The 22,580-nt window shown below is 46.0% G+C and carries 26 protein-coding genes and 3 pseudogenes; 10 read left to right on the forward strand and 19 right to left on the reverse strand.

Annotation, left to right across the window (positions count from 1 at the left end; all coding sequences use genetic code 11):
• Positions 1–73 precede the first annotated feature (73 nt).
• From AC1EK4_RS10360 to AC1EK4_RS10370, 3 genes and pseudogenes are all read left to right on the forward strand, one after another.
• Positions 74–169: pseudogene (locus AC1EK4_RS10360) on the forward strand (tyrosine-type recombinase/integrase); the annotation flags it as partial.
• Between the two features lie 27 nt (positions 170–196).
• Positions 197–664, forward strand: a complete 468-nt coding sequence (locus AC1EK4_RS10365; protein WP_025064765.1) for a DUF1896 domain-containing protein — start codon at positions 197–199, stop codon at positions 662–664.
• 139 nt (positions 665–803) lie between these two features.
• On the forward strand, positions 804–1,151 hold the full coding sequence (locus AC1EK4_RS10370) for a hypothetical protein (RefSeq protein ID WP_025064764.1): 348 nt from the start codon (positions 804–806) through the stop codon (positions 1,149–1,151).
• Between the two features lie 583 nt (positions 1,152–1,734).
• Here AC1EK4_RS10370 and AC1EK4_RS10375 read toward each other — a convergent pair.
• Together AC1EK4_RS10375 and AC1EK4_RS10380 are read right to left on the reverse strand one after the other, a co-directional pair.
• Entirely contained in the window at positions 1,735–2,271 is a 537-nt protein-coding gene (locus AC1EK4_RS10375; protein WP_077197062.1) for a ClbS/DfsB family four-helix bundle protein, read from the reverse strand.
• An 83-nt stretch (positions 2,272–2,354) separates the two neighbouring features.
• A complete protein-coding gene (locus AC1EK4_RS10380; protein WP_077197453.1) occupies positions 2,355–2,798 on the reverse strand; it encodes an HU family DNA-binding protein in 444 nt (147 codons plus the stop codon).
• Positions 2,799–2,986: 188 nt separating this feature from the next.
• Between AC1EK4_RS10380 and AC1EK4_RS10385 the strand changes: the two are divergent.
• From AC1EK4_RS10385 to AC1EK4_RS10400, 4 genes and pseudogenes are all read left to right on the forward strand, one after another.
• Positions 2,987–3,610, forward strand: a pseudogene (locus tag AC1EK4_RS10385) (PcfJ domain-containing protein); the annotation flags it as partial.
• 19 nt (positions 3,611–3,629) lie between these two features.
• Positions 3,630–3,881 carry a DUF6926 domain-containing protein gene (locus AC1EK4_RS10390; protein ID WP_464722806.1) on the forward strand — a complete coding sequence of 84 codons (252 nt, stop codon included), beginning with the start codon at positions 3,630–3,632 and terminating at the stop codon, positions 3,879–3,881.
• 28 nt (positions 3,882–3,909) lie between these two features.
• Positions 3,910–4,164, forward strand: a complete 255-nt coding sequence (locus tag AC1EK4_RS10395; protein ID WP_004374610.1) for a hypothetical protein — start codon at positions 3,910–3,912, stop codon at positions 4,162–4,164.
• A gap of 40 nt (positions 4,165–4,204) precedes the next feature.
• Entirely contained in the window at positions 4,205–4,387 is a 183-nt protein-coding gene (locus AC1EK4_RS10400; protein WP_464722815.1) for a hypothetical protein, read from the forward strand.
• Between the two features lie 244 nt (positions 4,388–4,631).
• Here the strand turns inward: AC1EK4_RS10400 and AC1EK4_RS10405 are convergent, their stop codons facing one another.
• The 15 genes from AC1EK4_RS10405 to AC1EK4_RS10475 all read right to left on the reverse strand — a co-directional run bounded on the left by AC1EK4_RS10405 (position 4,632) and on the right by AC1EK4_RS10475 (position 16,487).
• A complete protein-coding gene (locus AC1EK4_RS10405; RefSeq protein ID WP_480358193.1) occupies positions 4,632–5,138 on the reverse strand; it encodes a glycoside hydrolase family protein in 507 nt (168 codons plus the stop codon).
• The gene (locus AC1EK4_RS10410) at positions 5,125–5,610 is read right to left on the reverse strand and encodes a DUF3872 domain-containing protein (protein WP_480358195.1); all 486 of its coding nucleotides are present in this window, start codon (positions 5,608–5,610) and stop codon (positions 5,125–5,127) included. Before AC1EK4_RS10410 ends, AC1EK4_RS10405 begins: the two co-directional genes overlap by 14 nt.
• Before the next feature lie 12 nt (positions 5,611–5,622).
• Positions 5,623–6,201, reverse strand: a complete 579-nt coding sequence (locus AC1EK4_RS10415; protein ID WP_117654406.1) for a conjugal transfer protein TraO — start codon at positions 6,199–6,201, stop codon at positions 5,623–5,625.
• Positions 6,195–7,145: a conjugative transposon protein TraN gene (traN, locus tag AC1EK4_RS10420; RefSeq protein WP_480297489.1), complete on the reverse strand. Its 951-nt coding sequence runs from the start codon at positions 7,143–7,145 to the stop codon at positions 6,195–6,197. Before traN ends, AC1EK4_RS10415 begins: the two co-directional genes overlap by 7 nt.
• Before the next feature lie 44 nt (positions 7,146–7,189).
• On the reverse strand, positions 7,190–8,449 hold the full coding sequence (traM, locus tag AC1EK4_RS10425; protein WP_480358197.1) for a conjugative transposon protein TraM: 1,260 nt from the start codon (positions 8,447–8,449) through the stop codon (positions 7,190–7,192).
• Positions 8,442–8,735: a hypothetical protein gene (locus AC1EK4_RS10430; protein ID WP_026302408.1), complete on the reverse strand. Its 294-nt coding sequence runs from the start codon at positions 8,733–8,735 to the stop codon at positions 8,442–8,444. Before AC1EK4_RS10430 ends, traM begins: the two co-directional genes overlap by 8 nt.
• A 4-nt stretch (positions 8,736–8,739) precedes the next feature.
• Positions 8,740–9,363, reverse strand: coding sequence for a conjugative transposon protein TraK (gene traK, locus AC1EK4_RS10435; protein WP_004360055.1), 624 nt, complete (start codon positions 9,361–9,363; stop codon positions 8,740–8,742).
• Between the two features lie 18 nt (positions 9,364–9,381).
• A complete protein-coding gene (gene traJ, locus AC1EK4_RS10440; RefSeq protein WP_008448442.1) occupies positions 9,382–10,419 on the reverse strand; it encodes a conjugative transposon protein TraJ in 1,038 nt (345 codons plus the stop codon).
• 23 nt (positions 10,420–10,442) lie between these two features.
• A complete protein-coding gene (locus AC1EK4_RS10445) occupies positions 10,443–11,075 on the reverse strand; it encodes a DUF4141 domain-containing protein (RefSeq protein WP_025064684.1) in 633 nt (210 codons plus the stop codon).
• 30 nt (positions 11,076–11,105) lie between these two features.
• Positions 11,106–13,616 (reverse strand): TraG family conjugative transposon ATPase, encoded by a 2,511-nt coding sequence (locus AC1EK4_RS10450; protein ID WP_480297498.1) that lies wholly within the window; start codon positions 13,614–13,616, stop codon positions 11,106–11,108.
• On the reverse strand, positions 13,616–13,948 hold the full coding sequence (locus AC1EK4_RS10455; protein WP_036885181.1) for a DUF4133 domain-containing protein: 333 nt from the start codon (positions 13,946–13,948) through the stop codon (positions 13,616–13,618). The genes AC1EK4_RS10450 and AC1EK4_RS10455 overlap by 1 nt, the downstream gene beginning before the upstream one ends.
• Positions 13,949–13,951: 3 nt before the next feature.
• Complete coding sequence (locus AC1EK4_RS10460; protein ID WP_008448479.1) at positions 13,952–14,254, reverse strand: DUF4134 domain-containing protein; 303 nt, start codon at positions 14,252–14,254, stop codon at positions 13,952–13,954.
• A gap of 151 nt (positions 14,255–14,405) precedes the next feature.
• Positions 14,406–15,182 (reverse strand): hypothetical protein, encoded by a 777-nt coding sequence (locus AC1EK4_RS10465; protein ID WP_480297500.1) that lies wholly within the window; start codon positions 15,180–15,182, stop codon positions 14,406–14,408.
• A complete protein-coding gene (locus AC1EK4_RS10470; RefSeq protein WP_464677633.1) occupies positions 15,179–15,697 on the reverse strand; it encodes a DUF3408 domain-containing protein in 519 nt (172 codons plus the stop codon). Before AC1EK4_RS10470 ends, AC1EK4_RS10465 begins: the two co-directional genes overlap by 4 nt.
• Entirely contained in the window at positions 15,684–16,487 is an 804-nt protein-coding gene (locus AC1EK4_RS10475) for a nucleotide-binding protein (RefSeq protein ID WP_277070687.1), read from the reverse strand. The genes AC1EK4_RS10470 and AC1EK4_RS10475 overlap by 14 nt, the downstream gene beginning before the upstream one ends.
• A 589-nt stretch (positions 16,488–17,076) precedes the next feature.
• On the opposite strand from AC1EK4_RS10475, the gene AC1EK4_RS10480 reads away from it, so the two are divergent.
• From AC1EK4_RS10480 to mobC, 3 genes are all read left to right on the forward strand, one after another.
• Entirely contained in the window at positions 17,077–17,490 is a 414-nt protein-coding gene (locus tag AC1EK4_RS10480) for a plasmid mobilization protein (RefSeq protein ID WP_004338348.1), read from the forward strand.
• Positions 17,491–17,496: 6 nt separating this feature from the next.
• The gene (gene mobB / locus AC1EK4_RS10485) at positions 17,497–18,777 is read left to right on the forward strand and encodes a conjugal transfer protein MobB (RefSeq protein WP_480358201.1); all 1,281 of its coding nucleotides are present in this window, start codon (positions 17,497–17,499) and stop codon (positions 18,775–18,777) included.
• A 64-nt stretch (positions 18,778–18,841) separates the two neighbouring features.
• Complete coding sequence (mobC, locus tag AC1EK4_RS10490; RefSeq protein WP_480297504.1) at positions 18,842–20,845, forward strand: conjugal transfer protein MobC; 2,004 nt, start codon at positions 18,842–18,844, stop codon at positions 20,843–20,845.
• 254 nt (positions 20,846–21,099) lie between these two features.
• Here the strand turns inward: mobC and AC1EK4_RS10495 are convergent.
• Together AC1EK4_RS10495 and AC1EK4_RS10500 are read right to left on the reverse strand one after the other, a co-directional pair.
• Positions 21,100–21,343: pseudogene (locus AC1EK4_RS10495) on the reverse strand (RteC domain-containing protein); the annotation flags it as partial.
• Positions 21,344–21,507: 164 nt separating this feature from the next.
• Complete coding sequence (locus tag AC1EK4_RS10500) at positions 21,508–22,488, reverse strand: helix-turn-helix domain-containing protein (protein WP_480297506.1); 981 nt, start codon at positions 22,486–22,488, stop codon at positions 21,508–21,510.
• Positions 22,489–22,580: the final 92 nt, after the last annotated feature.

A 22,580-nucleotide genomic window follows, 5' to 3' on the forward strand; every position in this document is an offset into this window, starting at 1 on the left:
TCTCGCTACGCTTCGAGAACGTCTGCATCTCTCGGCGAGGCCTACTCTTTTATTGCACTTCGTTTTGGAACTTGCACGTATTACCAATAAGAAGATAGAACACGATATGGATGAGCTGGCTGACAAGTTGGGTACTTTCAATACGGCATTAGGCATTTCCAAAAAATAATGTATATAACCCTAAAATTTTGAATTTATGACAACGACAAAGAAAGAACTTTCCTACTTCCATCTGAAGTTGGAAGCGTATCTCGGAGAGCATTTCCCTGAGAGAGAGAATGACAATGCGTTTATAACCGCTCGCGCAGACGAGGCATTGACGGCTTACTGCGATGCCGTGGCGCAAGGTTTCTCACATCCCGAAGCAGAGACGATGGCAAGCGAGGTGCTGTACCACAACCTACACTTCTCAAAGTATGATACCCTTGTTTCCGTACTGGAGCAGGAGTTTGAGAAGGAACTGCCAAGTCCGCTTCCCGAAAGGTTAGCACTAATTTTGCTGAACAACAAGGCAATTCAAGCGGTATTTGCCAAGTACGAACTCACGGACGACTTTGCGGCAGGTACAGAATACGACAAACTGTACACCGAGCTGACTGGTACAATCGTGCTGCTCATTAAGGTCAATGGTCTGCCAACGATAGGCGGTGAGAACATGGCTTGATACTTCACCATCGGGGGCTTTTGTAGTGTCAAGAGCCAAGATAAACGCTCCACTCCACACGTCAAGAGTTTTCCAAACACTTGTCTTTGGGTCGTTAGAGCATCTTGTTATCGCTCTTGAACTATTAAAAGCCCCGATTATGAAAACAATCATCATGAATCAAGATATTCATCAGCCCGCCTTCATCAAGGCAGACGCATCGAACAAAACCGATAAGAACAGGCAGCCGCCGACTTCTTCCAAGCAAGTCCGCCGCTTTGGTTGGACACGCTTCATCGAACTCGCCGTTCTGCTTTCCATCGTTATCGGTGCGATTTACCTCATCTCGAAGATAGTTACGCCGCAAGTCGTAACCGCCGTTTCGGTTATTCTCGGTTTCCTTATACTACGCTTCATTGTCAAAGTTATTCTGCAAGTAACCTTTACAATCCTGCGTTGGCTGTTCTGGCTTGCCGTCATCTTGGCAATCCTGCTCTGTGTGCTCTAAGGCACAAGGAAAGATATTCTTCGATTCATTCTTCTTTATGGGTGGTTATCTCACGTGAGGTAGCCACCTTTTTCGTTTTCCATACAGGCGTTGCACTTTCGCTTCTCACATCCATCTATTCCACTTTGATGTGCCATAAGTCGGTGCTGATTTCTTTTTATTCGCAAAGGTAGTAAGGGGCTTGTGGCTTTCAAAAGGTCTGTGCCGCTTGGTTTGTCTGGAAAATCTCCACACCTACGGGTTGTATTTTCCGCCAAAACCTTGTGCAAGCCCGCCCCGCTACCTCTATTTTGCTACAAAAAGGAATCAGCATACTCCGATCTTTGGACGCATAAAAAAATGTCATTATGGAACAGCAGAAAGTAAATATCACATCTTCGATGAAAGAAAAAGGATATAGCTCCTCCTCTCATTACCGCATAAGTTCGGTGGTTGATGAAAGTGAGCGTTTGATGGCGACTAAGTTTGTACAGTGGGAGGTTGAGCCATTGGACAGACTGAGGGGTAGGGTTTATGGAAGAAAAGAAAGCCGAAGCTCACAGAGAGCCGTACTTGCAAGATGAAGTTATCCGATATAAAGCTTTTATTTCAAGGTTTTAATGTGTGCTTTTATCTTTTTTATCGCCCAATCGTAATGACTTGCAGTGGTTGAAACACAGTAAGAACCGAGTGTGGAAGTCCCCGTCCAATTGAATATCCCCTTAGCAAAGAGTTCATTGTTAGAAAATGTTTCAATCAACTCCATTACATTACTATGAGTTTCTTTCAGTTTAGCCTTTGCTTCTGTCAGAGGTGTGCTTTGGTGTTTTTTCCAGAACTCAACATTCATTGTCGGGTATGTTCTCCAATTATATGGTTCGGGAAGAAATGGTTTATGCTCACCGTTGCTATTGGCTTGTACCCAATCCAACAGCAGATGATGCCATTCGTACAGATGTACAAGCACGTCACGCAGGTTCTTGTCTCTGCCCCAATGAGTTTCCTTGCCAGCCGTTGCCATTTCTTCGGCAAATGTTGCGTTCTGTTGTTCCTCACTCATCGTTTCGATGAGTTTCCACATCTTGTCAAATTGTTCGTTTGCAGATGTCATCAAATCTGCCTTTGTGGTTGCTCGTGCCATTTTTTTCAAATTAAAACAATATTCAAAATATAATTGTGGAGCGACCCTATATGACGAGCGCCGCTCCACAATCGAAAATAACTTTACGGATGTACACTTCCTCCGCCGTTCGTCTTCGTCTTCTTCTCAGGCATTGTCGTCTGCTCGTAACTCACATCGGTCAGCGTAAAATACTTTCTCGACGGATTAAGCAGCACCACAGGCTTCTCAATATGCACATTGGCATTGAATTTTTCTCCCTGCGGCACGGCTTTGCTCTTGAACGATGGTTTGAGCGTACCCAAATCGCCAAAATCCACAATGTCGCCGTTTGCCACGATGTCGCGGGCAATCTCGGTGGCATAGTTCAACACGGCTTCCACTTCCTGACGATTGAATGTGGTGGACTTTGCCACACGCTCGCAGAAACTGCGAAAATCCACACGGTGTCTGCCCGTAGGCTGGGCAATCTGAACAGTCTTTCCCGCTTGGGGACCTACATTCATTTTACGTTCCACAAGAACGTATTGCAATGGTTTGTTTGCCATAATTCTATCGTATTTTCCTCCTTTGCCCTCCTTTGCCGAAGTCGGAGGCATTGGCTGTCGGCAAAGGTTTCTTTATAAGCATAACGCAAAGATATTTCTTTTATTGCAAAAGCTCATAAGCTTTTCCGAGAAAGCTCATAAGAAATCAAGAGAAAGCTTATGAGCTTTTTGTTGATTGTCAATAAGGGGGACAAATCTCCCTACTTTGCCACTTCATTAGGGACAGATATGCCAAGATTGACAAGTATTGGGCATTTATCCGTATCTGTTTGCGCAACGGCTACAAAGTGGAGGACGGCAATTTATGGTGCGATATGGTTGATACACTTGCGACACTCAACAAGGACACACGCAGTCCGAAGTATATTTGCCCCACCGACCTAAGAGCAGCGCACGACCATTACTAAGCCAAGCGCAGAGCGATGAAAGAACGTGAGAACATTATCAAGAAGCGTAAGGAAGCGATGGAAGCCGAACAAGCATACAAGCAACTCAAAGCAAAATTCTTTGGCATAGAGTTTACGGACGGCATTATCCGCATCCATGTTTTGGAGAGTGTGCAGGAGCATTTGGAGGAGGGCACGGCAATGCACCATTGCGTCTATGACGCACACTATTACAGCAAACCGCAGTCGCTTATCTTCTCTGCCACAAAGGACGGAGAGCGCATTGAGACCATCGAGGTATCATTGGAAACGATGAAAGTGGTGCAAAGTCGTGGCGTGTGCAACAAGAACACCGAGTACCACGAGCAGATACTCGCCTTGATGCAGAAGAATATGAGAATGATAGAGCAGAGAGCAACCGCATAACACCCCTATAACAACAATTATGGCAACATACAAGACAATAGAGAAAATCCCAACGTGGAGTTTAGGCTACCTAATCAATGGAGATAGTACAGGACTGACAAACGAAGAAATTGCACTCGCAGACCAATGGTGCAAGGACATCAAAGCGGAGATTATATCGCCTGACATGGACGAGGAAGGGAATACGATGCCTTATTTTACCCACGTTCCAGCCTTTGGACTGCCCACAGAAGTAGAGGACTGTACCCTTATTTGCAGAGAGAGTAAATAAAAATATCAATCTATAAAACGACAACAATATGAAAGTACAAGTAGAAGGCATTATTCATAATTGGGCAGACGAAATCCCCAACATTATCGTGAGAGTTATCAACGCCATAAGCATAGCCGAGAACAAGGAGGAGTTGCAGACCGCACTCCTCCAAATCTCCCAAGAAACGGAACTTGACAAGTTCTTTGCCTATGGTTACGGAGCGCACCATTTTTGGCTTACCCACCGCAGGTTATCCAATGGTGAGCCAATGGAACACAGATTACTCATTGCTGAATTTTGAAGATATGGAAAGGAAAGTTTACAGAGTATGCACTTAATACATCTTTGAAGGTGCGTTTGAGGTAGCAGCCACAAACCGAGAGGAAGCCGAGCGCAAAATCCTTGAAGATTGTGGAATGGTGATGGGCAGAGGAATACACAGCACGCTGCCCGATGAACAAATCAACTGGGCTTTTAATACCCACCCCGAAGAGCGGATAATTGAAACAACCGAAAACCCCTAACACAATGAGCCACGCAATCTCAAAAATTGCGTGGCTTCTTTTCTTTTTCTTTGAACGAGTAGGCGACCAAAGAAAAGAAGCAAAAGAAAGTCGCAATAATTGCATTATAATTTAATTACGTACAAAAAGTCTGACAATTTCCATTTTTTGCAAAGTTACTCAATCATAACGAAGAAGGCGACTAAAACGACAAGAAAACGCCCCTTGCGGAGCATAAAAATGTCGCAAGAGGCGTATTTGATAATCAGGGTATATAAAACAGGGTAAACTCTACCTTTCGCCGTTTGACAAGTCCTCGTAGCACCTTTCCTCTGTATCGGCAGAAAGAGACAAATTCACGATAATAGTTCCTGTCGCCCGACTCTATCTTTCGTATTAGTCGGCTTTTGGGATGATTACCATAACCGAGCAAACGACCTATGCCTACATTGTAGGCAAGCAAAGTAAGCAGTAGTGCATCCTTACCATATCCTTTGAAGTGTTCAAAGCATTTCCAAAGGTCGGCACGAAGCAGCGAGTCCGCCTGCCGTTCCGACATATTAGAAGAGAAATGCTCGCCCGGTTGCAACCGATGACCATATCCGACATACGGATAGCAACCTTTTCTGTGTAGCCCCTCGAAGTATTTCACGACGACCACCGTACGCTCAAAAGGTGGCAAGTCCGCCAGCCGCACCCTGCGCTGGGCAAAGAACGGCTGGCAGAGCAAGCACATTATACAGAATAAAGCAAAGCGTTTAGCTGTTCGCATCGTTCAAGGCTTTGGTTACTGCTGCGTTGGTCTTTCCCTTTTCTTCCGTTTTTTCGTTGTTGAAGTTGAACGATAGCTTGACGGTCTGCCCTAAGTTGTACTCCACATACACATCAATGGTTTGTCGGTCTGTGGAAGCGGAGGTGTAGTAAAGTCGGAACACATCTTTTGTAAGCGGATAGCGGTCGTTTGGCTTGAAAACCGTCCCGTTGTCCATTCTTAGCGTTCCTTTCCCGTCGGGCTGGAAGTATCGGATGGTGTAGCGTGTGTCGGCAAATTCGCCCCCTCGTTTGAGGGTGCAGCGTATCTCTGCCGTCTGTCCCTTGACGATGTCCTTCTGAACAGGCATCGTCTCGACAGTGAACGGATAAGACTGCTGAACATCCAACTCCCTATCACAAGCAGATAAACAAAACACGGCAAGGGTTAGCACTCCCATTACCCATATACTATTAAAAATTTTCTTTTTCATTGTTCCCTACATTTATAGATTAAACCTGATTCCTGCCGATACAGCAGGGCGAAAATGATGAACATCCGTACCAAAGAGTATGCGTCCCTGTCCTTTGAGTAGCAACAGCACATTGTCCGATAAGAAACATTCTATGGAAAGATGCAGCGCACCGCCATAAACGAAGCGTGAGCGGTCGAGCAGTTTTGCCCCATCGGGAAGGAACGGCTTATCATCATTGATTTCTTCATAACCACCCAAAGCGGAGACCCCGCCATAGAGCAACACGTTCTTGCCATTGTCCGAAACAATAGGCTGCATATAGCCCAAATGCACGAAGGCTTCTTTGAGTTTCACATCATAGCTGCGATACGGCATATTTTGTTGCTCATATTCTACCGTAAGAAATGAATAGTTCTCACGCTTCAGATAGCGAGTGAGCAAAATACCTATGCCAAAATTGTCTTTGGCAAACAAATTCTCGCCTTTGATAATTGGCACGTTACCTACTATTTCCAAGCCTTTTTGCTTTGGAATCAGCCGTTGTGCCTGTGTGGGCAGCGCAATGGCCACCGCACACATAAGAAGGAAAAGATACTTCTTCATTACCATTTAAGTTTGAGGTTATCAATCTTCTGAGCCAAAAGTAAATCTTTCGGCTCGACATAGAAGGTAAGCGTTCGTCCACCATTATGCTCATAAAGCGTCACTTCAAGCTGTTTATCCTCCGAAAGCGAGAACTGTTCCAAGGCAAACACTGAACTTTCGGTGTGCTTTCCCTTGATATAGTTCACCTGATGATAGGCACGCAAGGGTTGCAATACTTGCTCCTGAATGGCAGTGCGTTTAGCTACTTTCTTATCCACGACCTTGAAGGTGATAAAGTCCACCGAGTACGGCATATTGGTCATATTGTCTATTCGGGTATGAAAATATAGCAAGCCATTGTGCGCATACAATCCCCTAAGCAGGAATTTCATACCGAATATTTGGGCACCGATATGCTTGATATAGCGTTTGTCATTCTGATAAATGGTCTTCATTATCAGCTTGACGAGTACGGGCGACTCGTTGCCGAGTTCCTTGAAATAGATGTCGGCACGGTTGCTCGGTAGTCGTCCGTCCGTTGGTGACAGAAAGTCTTTCATCTCAATGCTGAGTTTCTCCGGTTCATCAGCATACTTGACGTTGAAAGCATAGAAAGAGCCGTCGTCGCAAATCACGCTCATGTTGGTTTCCGTCTCAAAGTCCTTCACCGAAGCCTTTACACGTAGTACGTTCTCTGCATCCTCCGCCTTGCCGGCAATGATGTTCTGTGAACCCAAATCGACATAGCGGACAGCCGAAGGGAAAATCAGATGCACCGTCTTTTCAAAAGTAACCTCCAAGCCGTATGGCAGGACGATGCGTCCGTTTGGGATTGCCTTGCTCATCCCTTGAAAGAGTTCTCCCGATGAGAGCGGACGGTCGGGCGTGAGCGTTGAAGTCGTTGTCTGTGCAGTGGCTGACGCTCCCATCGTGGCAAGCAGGACAGCCGAAAAAATCCATTTTTTCATTGTTGTTATTATTTTGTTATTGCTATTTTTATTGATTGATATGCTTATTTTGACTGAACTAAGAACAGGCGGTAGCCTCCTTTGAGTGTTACCTTGACGGTGCGGAGCTTCTTTTGGAGCAGCTGACTTGCGCCCTGCATCACCCCACGAGCCGCCTCCGAGATAATCTGGTCTTTGGCAGAGGAAGCAAAGGTGAAGGAAGTTCCCATCGAACCGCCGATGTTCGCACCCACCTCTTTAAGGGCGTTGATGTCCTCCGAACCCGGAATGAACACTCCCTCCTGTCCGTCGGTGTCGTATGCCGATAGCTTCACAGCAATAATCCGTCCCTTCACTTCAATGCTCTTAACGAGCAGGTGCAGGCGGTTGCCCTCAATCTTAGCTCTCGCAATGAGTCGGCTTTGTCGGGGAATGCGCAAGCCTTGCACTTGGGCAGTTTCGAGCAGGCGCAATGCCACATTGTCGCCCTCCTTCAGTGTTGCCGTCCTGTCCACCACCACGCTAAGCGTGTTGCGGGACACGGCAGCAACCGCACTCGTGAGCGAATGAAAGCCCATATTACGTGGCTTCGTGCCGTATTGCTGAACAAAGTCAGCATCTGTCATCGGCTGGTTGAGCGAAGACACCACCTGTTTACGTTCTGCCAATACCTCCATTGCAGGAAGAGAACTGGCTACCGATACTTGTTTTGTTGCCGATGTTTCCAAAGTTCCCTTTTCCTTTGCGGGTGTAAAAGTATTGGCAGTATTGGTAGTCGAAGAAGACTGTGGCAGATACTTCGCCGCCATTTGGTAACTCTTTTCCATCAGGGCGAGCTGTCGCTTCTCCTCCGCATCCTCACTCTCGTTCTTGGCTGCCAACTCCTTTTTGAGATTATCCAACTCCGAGCGCAGTGCCTCACGCTCCTGCTCATTGGGGTCGGGCGCATAAAAAGAGTTCAGCAGGCGGTTGTTCTCCTCATAGCGGTGCATCGAACTTTCAATCTTTGCCGTCGAAGCGGCTGCTTCCGCACGCTCGCTTTCCGAGGGGGCGGTATTACTATCAAAGTAATCCGAAAGCCTGCCCATCTCCTCGCGTGTCTGTTCGTCATGGCGGCTCTTGTCGCCCAATTCGTAGGCTTTGAGTTTGTTTCCCGTCAGCTGTTCGGTGGTCGCCTGCGGTATGCTGTCGTTCAGTCCCTGCTGTGCCGCACTCTTGTCCTTGTCCGACGGGGCAAAGATGAACCACATCGAGAGGGCGAAAAGCAGTCCCAGCCCACCGAATACCAGTCCTTTTTTCAGTTGTTCTTTCTGTTTATTATCCATTTTCATTACTGTTAGTTGAATATTGTTGATAAAGTCGTATAAATACGCTATCTGTATGGATGTCGCTGTCTATTATTTTTCCCTTGGGGATAGGTAGTCTTTCCTCCTTATCGTGCGGCAGGAAAAACTGCGCTATCATCACTAAGGAACAGACGAGATAGACAAAACTTAATCCGAACACAATCAGCTTGCGCTGCCTTGCCGTGAGCCTGTCGCAATGATGGCGGAGCCACAAGTGCGCCCTCAGATAGTACCGTGCGAATGAAAATCCCCTTGTCCTTTTCATCGTGCTATCGTTTATAGGTTTGGAGGTCTTGATTCTGTCGCACCATAAACTGCTCCATGAGGAAGCCCTGCGGATTGTTGTCCGAGCGGACAGAGTTCTGCAAGGTGCAGGTCGTTATCAGGTTACGCTCCGTGATGTTGCTCGGTCGCACGATGAACTGACGGGCGTAGGTCGTTACCTCGTAGGGGTACACCTCGAAATTGCAGCGGATGGAGTCCACCTCAATACGCTGATTGACATTGCCCGAAATGGCACGGTTGTAATAGCCCTTTTCCGCCAAGTCCTTGTAATAGTTGAACGCCGACTTGTCGCAGAGCAGAAAGGCACGCTCCATGTTCTTCTCGATGGCATCCTTATCGGGCGCGATGGTGAAGAACAGTTCATGGAAACGGCGGACGTGTTCCCTCGCTTCCACAGGGCGGTTCTTGCTAGCATCCTGACTCAGTGCGAGCATCAAGGATTTTCCTTGGTCAAGCACATAGATTTTCTCTCTTTGCTCTTTGGCAAAGCCATACGAGGCATAGACGGCATAGCCGCTGACCGCCACGCAGACGATGGCGAAGACAAAGGCATAGAGCCTGATCTGACGGAATGAGGTCTCAATATTGGTGAGTGATTTGAATTCCATTGTTTTTTTCGTTTTTTGTTATTTACCTTTGAGTAATGCACCCTTGATACGTCCGATGGCATTGCCTGCAACGGCTCCGGCTCCACCTGCCAAATACTTGCCTCCGGTGTATGCGCCCTGCGCTCCACGTTGAGCCGTCTGATTGACGTTGCGACCGTATGAGCCGATGCCGCCACCCGCTTCGATAATCCAGCCAGCGACCGTTGGAACACAGAAGTAGCCCACGATACCGATGAGGAAGAAGACGATGTGATACCAACTGCCCGCATCGGGGAGGAAATTCGGATCGCTAAGGGTTTCAATATCTTTCTGCACCATCAGCACTTGTATCTTTGTCAGAAGGGCGGTCAAGATGCTGCTCACCGGTAGCCATAGATACACCGATATATAGCGAGAAAACCAAGCCGTCATCGACCCCGAAAGTCCGTCCCATACGGCAATGCCGAATACGACGGGTCCAAGAATGGAGAGCACAATCAGAATGAAAGTGCGCAGCGTGTCAATAATCAATCCCGCAGCGTGGAAGAGTATCTCCATAATATCGTGAACACACTTCAAAATCCATTGTTTCATTTGGTAGGCAGAGCGTTCCGCATACATTCCCGCAATGGTTATGGCATCCTCCGGACCGACGATGCCCATCTCTTCTATCTTTTGGTCAAAGGCTTCATTCGATACCAAAAATGCCGTTTCGGGGTTGCGCAGATAGGCTTCCTCCTGCAACTTATCCCTTTGTGCTATAAGTTTGGCAAGTGTCCCCTCCTGCTTGTCCACCATCATTTCCGTACCCTTGACGATTGGGGAGAGTACGCCATTCATTGTGCCAAGCACTATCGTAGGGAAAAACATAATGCAAAAACCAATCACAAAGGGACGTAGGAGCGGAAACACGTCGATTGCCTCGGCACGGGCAAGCGAAGCCCATACCCTCAGTGCGATATAGAAGAGCGCGCCCAAGCCCGCAATCCCCTTTGCCACACCTGTCATATCCGAACAAAGCGGCATCATCTCGTCATAGGTCGAGCGGAGCAAATCGTGTAAACTGGCAAAATCCATAAGTTTGTCCTTTCCTTACTTGATTACCAATAGCGGCTTGCCATATTACCGTAGAGGGATTTTACCTCGCTCAGTTCTCCCTTCTCTCTGGCACGCACGAAACTCACCGATATGTTCTTACGGGTGTAGTAAGATACCAGCGAACGATATTCACGTAGCGTGGTATAGATATGGTCTATCTGCTGCATACGTTCGTGGTCGTTCATCGAGAACACATTGCTTTTGGCAACCGATTTGAGTTCTTTCAGGCTCTCGCCGCTCAATTCCAATAACTTGGTATAGCCGGAAGCCATTGCAGCAAGTTCCGAAGGACGAAAATTCTTGTCTGAGAGCATCTTCTTGTACGAGGTAACGTAGATCTCCGAGATGTCGCCCACCATCAGGATACATTCTTTTACTTTATAGGCATCACCGATTAAGTTCTTGATCTTACGCAAATCGTCGTAATACTTCTTCGTGTCGTTGTAGAGTTTCTCCACCTCCTTGAATCCGTCCAAGGTGTTCTTCACCGTCTTCGAGGCGGTGGCTATTTCCTTGACGGAATTGGCGATGTTACCCGCAAAGTTGCCCGGGTCGGTTACTACCCATTGTGCGTGTGCCTGACCACCGCAGAATAAAGTCAAAGCGGTAAGTAGCATAAAAACTTGTTTTTTCATTGTTGTTGTCATATTTAAGTTGTTGAAAAATTACTTTCTTTTCTCCCGTTTTTCACTTGCCAACTGCCTGATAGCCGTTTCGATGTCGCCACCCAGCTGTTCCGCACGTTGCATCACCTCCACCTTTTCCGTCTCCTCGGTGGTATAGGTAAGGTATTCCTCCATGCTCACCTCCGTGGCATAGACGGCACTCTGCATACCGCCTAAACCTATCCACACCTCTTTATATAGTCGGTTGGTATCGTTGTTCTGGTTGATGGAAAGTATCTGACTCTTCTCCTTTTCGGAGAGTCCGAGCATGGCTTGTATGCCGTCAAACTTGGTCATGTACTTGCGCTGGTCAAGCAGGATTTTGCAGTCGGAGTTGTTGATGATACTCTCTTTGACAATGGGCGACTGAATGATGTCGTCCACCTCCTGTGTCACGACGATGGCTTCCCCGAAATACTTTCTGACCGTCTTATATAAATATTTTATATAGTCTGCCATATTAGCGGATGCAATCGCCTTCCATGCTTCCTCGATGAGAATCATCTTGCGGATGCCTTTTAATCGGCGCATCTTGTTAATGAAAGCTTCCATGATGATAATCGTTACGACAGGAAACAAATCCTTGTTGTCCTTCACTTGGTCGATTTCAAAGACGATGAAACGTTTCGAGAGCAGGTCGATGTTCTTGTCCGAGTTCAGCAGGAAGTCATACCTGCCACCTTTATAATACTGCTTGAGTGTCGTTAGGAGGTTATTGATATTGAAGTCAGAGAGCGTTACCTTAATGTCCCGATGCTCCATATCCTCCCGATACACATCACGAAGATACTCATAGAAGGTGTTGAAGCAGGGAACGATGGTGTGATCCGTCCTGATAAGTTCGATGTAGGTGTTGACGGCAGAACCAAGTTCGCCTGCTTCTGTCTTGGTAATATGTTCATCGGCACTCTTCCAAAGCGTAAGCAATAAGGTGCAGATACTTTCTCTTTTCTCCACGTCAAAGAAGTAATCATCGGTGAAGAAAGGATTAAAAGAGATAGGATGCTCATCGGTATAGGTGAAATAAACACCGTCCTCGCCCTTGGTCTTGCGGTGGATAAGCTCGCACAAGCCTTGATAGCTGTTACCCGTATCGACCAAGAGCACGTGCGCCCCTTGCTCGTAATACTGGCGTACCATGTGATTGGTGAAGAAAGACTTGCCACTACCTGAAGGACCGAGAATGAACTTGTTGCGATTGGTAATGATACCTTTCTTCATCGGCAGGTCGGAAATGTCCAAGTGGATTGGCTTGCCCGAAAGTCGGTCAGCCATCTTAATACCGAAGGGAGAGAGCGAGTCCTTGTAGTTGGTCTCTGCCGTGAAGAAACAGAGAGCTGGCTCGATAAAGGTATAGAAACTCTCCTCACTTGGAAAGTCGGCGGCATTGCCGGGAATACCTGCCCAATAGAGGGTTGCCGTATCAATGGTGTTGTGGCGTGGCTTGCACTCCATCAGTGCCAACGCGCTGCCCACATCATTCTTGATGTTGCGGAGTTCCTCCTTGTCGTCGCTCCATGCCAGCACGTTGAAGTGGGCACGAATGGAGGTCAAGCCCTGCGAGTGGGCAATGTTGAGATACTCCTGTATCCATTCTTCGTTAATCTGATTGGAACGGGAGTAGCGGGCAAGCGAGTGCATGTTGCGTGCCTGTTTCTCAAACCTTTGCAAGTTATCGTCGCTGTCCTCGATGAAGAGGTACTGATTGTAGATATGGTTGCAGGGCAGCATCAAACCTACGGGAGCGGCAAAGGACAGTCGGCAGTCGCTTCTGTCCGTTGATAATCGCTCATAGCGTGTGTCGGTGGAAACACTTGTGGGCAGGTCGTCCGTATCTGACAGCGTATGCAAACAAAGGCGGTTGTCCCCTATACGCACAAGGTCTGCTCCTAATCGTATGTCTTCCAAAGAAGCGTGTCCTTCTTCAGAAAGGGAGAAGTAGCGGTCTAAGAGTCCGCCTTTCTCTGCTGTACCCACCAAATCCTCCTCCATCATACGGCTGATCCGGATTTGCTCCGTGTCGTTGATGATACGCTCGAACTGGTCCACCGCTTCCATAAACTTGACCACTTCCTCCTTGTCGGTAATCTCCTTGGGGAGCAAGTGCCCACGGCAGAGCGAGGAAAAATTGCTCTGTCGCTGCATACGCTGCTTGTTGGTCTTGGTTAGAAAGAGATAGACTGAGTGGTGCAGGAAAGGACGCTCGTTAAAATGTCGGTTAGATGCACGTGAGAGGAAACTAAGTCCGCTTTCTGCCATCTTTGGTTGGTAACGTTCCTTGATAAACCAGTCCTGCTTATGCACGATGGTATAGTTGGGCAGCACCTTGATTGCCTTGTGCCATGCCGAGTGCATCGCCTCGTATTCGGCGGAGGTAACGGTGAAGAGTTCGGGCAGCTCCACACGGAAAGCTACCGTGATGTCGGCATCCTTGCTCACCATACAACCCTGCTCGATGGAGAGTAGCGGGAACTTCGCTTCCAAGGTCGTGATTTTACTGTTGTTTCTCATTATGCCTTGCGTTTTGGTTTGAGGTTACGGATAAGGTGAAAGACGGTACGGCGGTTCAAGAGGTAGCGCGGGTGCATCTTAATGGATCCCTGCTTCATCAGTCCGTATCTGCCGTACTTGCGGTTCATGGCGAACGTTTGCCACACGACGAGTGTTGCACCCACTAAGCCAAGACCGAGGCAGACTATCTGGTCGATGCCACAGAGATAGAGCACCACCACGAGAAAGAAGACCGCCAACAGTCCTCCCGCAAATAGGAAGAGATATTGCGCCTTCAAACCCTTGAACTCTACCGTCCGACCTACACCTTTATTGATTTCCCACTGTGCCATCGTTTACAGGAAGAAGGAACGTAAGATGGTGGCAGCCACAATCAGGAAGATACACGCACCGAACCAAGAAGCGGCTGTCTTGCTCGTATCGGGGTCGCCACTTGAGAACTTGTTGTATACTTTTATTCCTCCGATAAGACCCACTACGGCACCGATGGCATAGATGAGTTTCGTACCCGGGTCGAAGTAGGAGGTTACCATTTTTGTGGCTTCGTTGATACCTGCCATACCGTTTCCCTGTGCGTACGCTGCTGCGGTGGTCAGTGCCGTCAGGAGCAGCATCATTGTGATTTTTTTGTTGTTCATTTTGCTGTTTATTTTAAGTTGTTAAACAAATTGTCTTCTTGTGGAGGTGTCAAGGGTGGCTCGGTTTTATCGTATGATAGATATTGGCTGATTATTTTACTTTTGAGCCACCCCTGCGTTCCTCCGAAATATGAAAATCAAGAAACCATTTTTACAGATAATAGGACAGCGGTCTGTCGTCAGCATCGCCCACTGCTGTGTCAGATATGCCAGAAACAGGAGGTGTTGGGTTTTGTGATGAAGGCATTGCTGGTTGAGCACTCTGATCTTCCTTTTCTTCCGCCTTACGGATTTTCTCCAACAGTGCAGACTGTTCTCCCTGCATCTTGGCGATGTTCTCCTTGTACTTATCCAATAGCTCAGAGTCTTGAAGCTGCCGAACTGTCTCTTTGACTTCTTCCTCATCAGCCTCCTTACTGTTCTTTGCCCACTTTTGCAGGCGGACTAAGTCACGTGCGAGGACGGACTGCTCCGAAATTTCGGCTTCGCCCGATGAGGACTCGATGGATAGGTTTAATTCCTCACGGACAATCTCATCTTCGTCCACTCTCTCCATCTCGAAATCAACGTCCATTTCGTTGTCCTCTTTCATTTCTTCCTTCTTTTCGGAGTTCTGCGGTGCAAAATTATTATTATTCTGCTCCGAATTTTCAGATGATGAAACAGAGGGAATTTGTGGGATAATCGGGGAAGTGGAACGGCTTTTTCCAATCAGTACAAACTCGGCTTGCTCTATTGTTCCTTTTCCTTTCTGTCCGTCTTTTTTCTTCGTTGCTTCTTTCTTCTTGCTATCTTCATCGCTCTTTCCTTTTTTCTTGATAATGAAGTCATACGGAGATACATACCGCATATAGAAATACAGGATACCAAGCATCATCCAAATGATGATGAGTACCAGTATAAAACAGAAAAGTATTGTTTCCATCATAGTGTTATTGTGGTCTTACGTCTTTGCTTTGCTGCTGCATTATTGAGAAGTTCCTGATGTTCCCGCAGATGCTCCCGGAGGATATTATCAATATAGGAAGCAATAGATACCCTTTCTCCTAAGTCTTGTAGCACATTGCGCAGGTTCTGTAATGTCTCCAAATTGATGGAGAAAGCCGTCCGCATTTGCGAACGTACGGGATGAAAGTATAGGGAACGGTATTCCTCTATGGAAAGGGACGACCTGCCAGGTTTTTCTATTCTCGGTTTTCTTTCTCTTTTCGGTTCCGTGTTCCCGATTTCCTCTCCTCCTGTTTCGTCTGTTCGTTCTTCTTTTGCCGTCTTCATTTCTTCCGAACCTTTGTCTTCCTCTCGTGATGTTGCGAGGGAAGGCTCGATGTCCTCGGATGGATCGAAGGGGTTGGGGACCGTGACAGGTTTCACCACTACATTGTCCTCTGCCATTTTCTTCAGCTTCTTTTCCAGCTGCTGTTTTCTTTCCTCAATCGTTGCCATTTTCTGTTTTCGTTTTTAGTTTGAGTCGTTGAATTATCTCGGAGACGAGTTCATCCAGCCCCGTACCCGTTCGCAGTCCCTTTGCAGGAGGCTGATAGGTGGAACGGAACACACCACGCAGCCCGTATGTGGAAAGTTCGTGAGAGAAGCGGTGCGTGGCATATACATAGCTGGGCAGGAGTGTGAGTTCGTGTCCTTGGATAAGCTTTGTGTATTCGTCAATGATGACGTTCCTCACCCTTCTGTCCACCTTGTTCCAGAACAGGATAATGTCCTTTATCCGTGAGTCGGACATAGAAACACCAATATCCGTGATGGTCTTGGCGTATGCTATGCAGGAGACGAGTGACTGTATGTCGGCTTCAAGTGGAGACAGGATATAGTCCATCTGAAGGGACAGTTCCATCAGCTCCGTTGTTCCTGCATGACCGGGAAAGTCGAACACAACCAACTGGTACTTCTCATTGCTGATAGCGTCAATCTTACTTTGTGCTGTCTTGACGGCTTCCTTGGGGCTGGACTTGTAAATTCTGTATGCCTTTTTGCCGAGGTGCTGAAAGAATGCCTGCATAGACTTGGAAAGCTCCTCGCTTCCCTGAATGACACTCTTCTCACGTTCTCTCAGCTTGTAAAAGGAATCCTGAGACAGGTCGCAGTCCACCACGAAGAGGTTGATGCTCTGTTCGTAGTACAATATGCTGCTTACGATTTCGGCAAGCGTGCTTTTTCCGACTCCTCCCTTTTGCGAGGAGAACCCCAGAAAGATGGGGCGTTGTTGTTTGTTCTCCATAATGATAATTTCTTAGTTCATATTACTTGTCTATTTGATGTTTGGACGTTCTCTCATTCTTGAGAAGTATCAGCAGACAGTTTGTTCTGGCTGCGTATGGTTCGTGCGATAGTCTGAAAGGACGATTTATAGTTCTTGCTATCTGTTGTACTGACAATAGTTTGTCATGACAACAAATTGTTATGAATATGTTTCGTTCCTTCTTATCATCTTTAGTGTAAGCCAACGGTAATACGATGTATCTTTTACTTGTATCATCATGCCATTGTTCGCTCGTTCTGACTGCAAAATAAATGATATTTTGGCTGATTATATGACACCGATGAAGTGCAGGGAAATGCGAGGAAAAAGAGTGAATATCACTGATAATGAGATATTTGAAAATCCGCCGTAACTTTGCAGGCGAGAATAATACATGGAGGTAATATCCCGAAGCAGACACCCCACAAGGGTGGATACTTCAAACGTATCAGTTCTTGATATTGGCAAGGTGTGTCTTTGTAACACAAACTTACAGTTGTACCACAAAGACCCTTGCCCCAAAGGGGATTAAATCACTCCAAAGTCGTGATTAAAGAAAAGTAAAGCTATGGATAAGGAAGAGAAATCTCGTTCAGAGAGAAAAAAAGCGGAAAAGCCACGCTGGGACAATTGGCACGTGCGGTTGCCCAACCCCAAAGACCAGCAAAAAGTCATTGAACTTTTCCATAAATCCGGTGCAAAATCGAAGTCTGATTTTGTGCGTGGATGTATTCTTGGAGGGAAGTTCAAGGTGATAACAGTGGATAAATCCGCTGTGGACTATTATCGTAAACTCTCGGAATTGATTGCCGAAAATCATCGGATAGGCGTACTCTACAACCAAACAGTACGCGCAATAAACTCTTATCACAGCGTGAAAACTGCACAGATTTTACTTGAAAAATTGGAAAAAATCTCTGGTCAAATCATCACGCTACAACAGAAAGCCATCCAACTGACGGAACAATTTGATAGTCGATAAAGTAATATGATTGCAAAGATTTCTTCTACCGAGAACCTTGGAGGAGCATTGGGATATAACTTCAAAAAGGTGCAGCACGACGAAGCGGCAGTTCTCTGCGTGAACGAACTTCGGAAAGGCTTCGATGGCACTTTTCAAATGGATAAGGTACTTGCCGATATGCAAAAGGCGATACCAGAGCAATGCAGGACAAAGAAAACGGTTTTTCATTGCTCACTCAATCCGCACCCGGATGAGAAACTATCTGATGAAAGGCTCACACAGATTGCGAAGGAGTATATGGAGGAACTCGGCTATGGCAAGCAACCCTACATCGTCTTTAAGCATAATGACATTGCCCGTGAGCATATCCACATCGTTTCGCTTCGGGTGGATAGCCAAGGCAGAAAAATCAATGACAGGTATGAGGGCAGGCGAAGCAAAAAGATTACTGATGCTCTGGAAAAGAAATATAACCTCATTCCAAGTTCAAAGGTCAGTGATAGAACAACAACAGAAACACCAAAGGTCAATGTTGTGCAAGGAAATATCAAGGAACAGGTGGCAAACACCGTCCGTTCTGCAATGAAGCATTACACATTCTGCTCCTTAGGTGAACTAAATGCCGTTCTGCGTAAATACAACCTTGCAGTAGAGGAGGTAAAGACCGAGTATAGGGGCAAGCGATATGACGGGCTGGTCTATGTGCCTACCGATGACAAGGGCAATAAGGTGAGTACACCCATTCACGCCTCGGACATAGGTAGAGGTGTGGGCTATGCTGCCGTTCAGAACAAGATGCTGAAGTCAAAACAGATGGTTAAGCCATTGATACCAACTGTCAGAAGAAAGGTATTAGAAGTAATGCGTACTTCTCCCCGGACGGAGGAAGAACTGCGACAAAGGTTGGAGGAACAAGGCTTGCGTGCGGTAATCCGAAAGAACGAAAGCGGGCGTATCTATGGCATCACATTCATTGATGACAAAGTGGGCATTGCGCTCAACGGTTCACGATTGGGCAAAGGATATGCCGCCAATGTTTTTAATGCCTATTTCTCCAATTCAACGCATAACCCATTCTTGGATGAAACGCTGTATGGCAGTCCGTCTGTCCGTTTGGAACAATCGCCGACCGTTCAACCCTTGCAACAGAATGCAGAGGAAGGCGATAACCTTGTTGATGAGTTTCTCGAGGATATGGTGGGTGAAGCTTTCGGAACTACGGGCAATGATGATTGGAAGGAAGCTGCATGGCAGCGCAAACTCCGAAAGCAAAGTAAGGTAAATCTTAGACGAAGAAAACATTAAATAAACGAGCAATTCCAACTCCCCTCCCTTCGGAGGGGTTGGGGGAGGCTACAAATACATTATTATGGCACAAGAAGACGATTTAAGGGCATTGGGTAAGGTCATGGACTTTATGCGGGGGATTTCAGTAATTTTCCTCCTGATTAACTGTTATTGGTTCTGCTACGAGGCGTTTCAGTCGTGGCACTTCACGCTTGGTATCATTGACAAGATACTCATGAATTTTCAACGTACTACGGGATTATTTTCATCTATCCTATGGACGAAACTCTTTTGTGTGGTATTCCTCGCTTTATCGTGTTTAGGCACAAAAGGCGTGAAGGAGGAGAAAATCACATGGCCAAAGATTTGGACAGTGCTTTTCGCCGGGTTCGTGTTCTTCTTTCTGAATTGGTGGTTGTTGGCATTGCCCATTGGTAAGGTGGGTGCTGCTTCGCTCTATATCTTCACGCTGTCTGTGGGCTATATCTGTCTGCTGATGGCAGGTGTGTGGATGAGCCGACTGCTCAAAAACAACTTGATGGACGATGTGTTCAATACCGAGAACGAGAGCTTTATGCAGGAAACAAGGCTGATGGAAAATGAATACTCGGTCAATCTTCCTACACGCTTCTATTACAAAAAGAAGTGGAACAACGGCTGGATCAATGTGGTCAATCCGTTCCGTGCCTCAATGGTGTTGGGCACTCCCGGTTCGGGTAAGTCATACGCCATTGTGAATAACTACATCAAACAGCAGATTGAAAAAGGTTTTGCGATGTATATTTATGACTATAAGTTTCCCGACCTTTCGGAAATAGCCTATAACCATTTGCTCAACCACCTTGATGCTTACAAGGTAAAGCCACAATTCTATGTGATTAACTTCGACGACCCAAGAAAGTCGCACCGCTGCAATCCCATCAATCCGTCCTTTATGACGGATATTTCGGATGCCTATGAGAGTGCCTACACGATTATGCTCAACCTCAACCGCTCGTGGATACAGAAGCAGGGAGATTTCTTTGTGGAGTCTCCGATTATCTTACTCGCTGCCATTATCTGGTTTCTGAAGATATACGAGAATGGGAAGTATTGCACTTTTCCGCACGCTATCGAGTTCCTTAATCGCCCTTACGCACAGATATTCCCGATACTCACTTCCTACGATGAACTTGCCAACTACCTTTCACCTTTCATGGACGCTTGGGAGGGAGGTGCGCAAGACCAGTTACAGGGGCAGATAGCCAGTGCCAAGATACCACTGTCCCGTATGATAAGCCCCGCTCTCTATTGGGTAATGACAGGTGATGATTTCTCGCTCGACATCAATAATCCCAATGAGCCGAAGGTGCTGGTTGTAGGTAATAATCCCGATCGTCAGAATATCTACTCAGCTGCACTCGGTCTGTACAACAGCCGTATTGTGAAACTCATCAACAAGAAAAAGCAACTTAAAAGCTCTGTGATTATTGACGAGCTGCCGACAATCTACTTTCGTGGCTTGGATAATCTTATTGCCACAGCCCGAAGCAACAAGGTAGCTGTTTGCTTGGGCTTTCAAGACTTCTCGCAGCTTACCCGTGACTATGGCGATAAGGAGAGCAAGGTGATACAGAACACTGTGGGTAATGTCTTTAGCGGACAAGTCGTGGGAGAAACGGCTAAGACGCTTTCCGAACGGTTTGGTAAGGTACTTCAGCAACGACAGTCCATGACCATCAATCGCAATGACAAGTCCACCTCTATCTCCACACAGATGGACAGTCTAATCCCTGCATCAAAAATCAGTAACCTTACGCAGGGTATGTTCGTGGGTGCGGTGTCCGACAATTTTGATGAACGTATCGACCAAAAGATTTTCCACGCAGAGATAGTTGTGGATAGTGCCAAGGTGTCTGCAGAAATGAAAGCATATCAGCCTATTCCAATAATAGCAGACTTCAAAAATGAAGTTGGCTCTGATAATCTCAAAGAGACCATCGAAGCTAACTATCGCAAGGTCAAGGAAGAAATTCTCTCGTTAGTTGATTCAGAGATTATGCGTATTAAGAATGATCCGAAGCTTGCTCATTTAATCAAAATGTAATCCTTTCAGCTATACATTATTAATTATGGATTTGATTATTCCCAATAAGAATCAAAGGTATGATCTCTGTAAATCTCACAACGATTTCGTTCAAAATTGAGTATATTAATATTATAGCCTATTTTCTCATAATGCATTAAATACGGAAACAAGTGCTTCCAACCTCAGAGGATATAGCCAAAAAGTTGGAAGTGCTTATCAAAGAATGAATGAAGGGAGATATTACAGAGTCGGAATATCTCCCTTTTGATTTACTACTTCTTGAACTTGCCGCCTTTCAGGTCGCTCCCCACCATCCGCTTATTGGTTTTTTCACGGAGTTCGTCAAGAAAATAAGTGCGACTGTCATCTTTGCGATGCTTTATATTCATATATACGTTGTAGCAGTTCTTTATCTCCACTCCGAAGATTTCAGAGAGTGTGTGCCAATTCCTCCATACCAATTTCTCCATTACTGATACAATTGCAGGTGTCGAGAGCATACAAGAGTTCGACTAAATAATAAACAGAAATACCAGAAGACAATGATAAAATTGTTACTCCAGCAAAAAAATGAAACTTAAATGTCGTTATTTTCATTGCCTGATGTTTTTGCAGGCTAAGTTTGAAAGATTGTTTAGGGCAAAATAACCCTCAAAATGCAAGTAATATTTATGTAAAACTTATAATGAATCAAGATATTGCTTAGGTTTCATCCTGTGATATTTGCAGAAAGCCTCTGTGAAATGACTGAGGTTAGTATATCCAACTTTATAGCCTACTTCTGACACCGAGTAGAGGCGAGTGGAAAGCAGTCGTTTTGCCCATTCCATCTTTTCGGATAGGGCATATTCTGCGATGGCTTTTCCAATAACCTGCTTGAAGCACTTTTGTAATTTGGAACTGCTCATATTGGCTTCACGCGCCAATTCGGGAATACTCGGTACATTACTGAGACTTTGAAGAATCTGGCGACGAACACGGAATACTGATTCAACATCATTCAAGTTTAGGTTGGCAAGAGATTTTACTTCCGAACGTTTTTCGAGCTTTTCAAGGAACATTGTCAGTAATTCCATAGTTTTTCCATGCAAATGAAGCGTTGAAAAAGGATTGTCGATTTCAGTTGTAGACTTAATGTTATCCAAGACCTGTTGCATTGCAGGTGTAATGGTCTCAAACAAATAAAAAGCCTTGTCCGATTGGAGAAGCCGACCGATATAGGTTTCATGTGCTGCATCAATCTTTTCAATCCAATCCTTATTGAAAGTCAGTGTAATATTTTCATATCGTTTCTTTGGAGGAAAACTCCACTCAGTCGGGATGCTACTTGAAGGCATGAAAATGCCATCGAGCGTGTCCACTCCGACCGTTTTTGTACTTGTTCCAATTATCTGCTCGTGTTTATGCTCATTGATATAGAACATGACAGGAATCCATTTCGAGTTTTCTACCGAGCGACGTATCATAGTTATCGGCTCGTATGCTACGAAACTGATATAAGTCAATGTTAGCCATGGCAGAGGATAATATTGTTTGAAGAATCCACTACCAATAGAAGAAGGAATGGTAAATCTATCGTTTATTACTGATGTGCCAAATTGTTCGGCAACCATCTCCATCCAATCTTCAGGCTTATTAATTGCACAAAATTCTATGGTCATTTTATCATGTCTTTTTGCAAAGTTACAAACAAACACGGATAAAAACTTGAATTATTGCAAGTTTTTATCCGTATTACTCTTAAAAAAGAACC

The organism is Prevotella sp. C0026C3 (assembly GCF_056590795.1).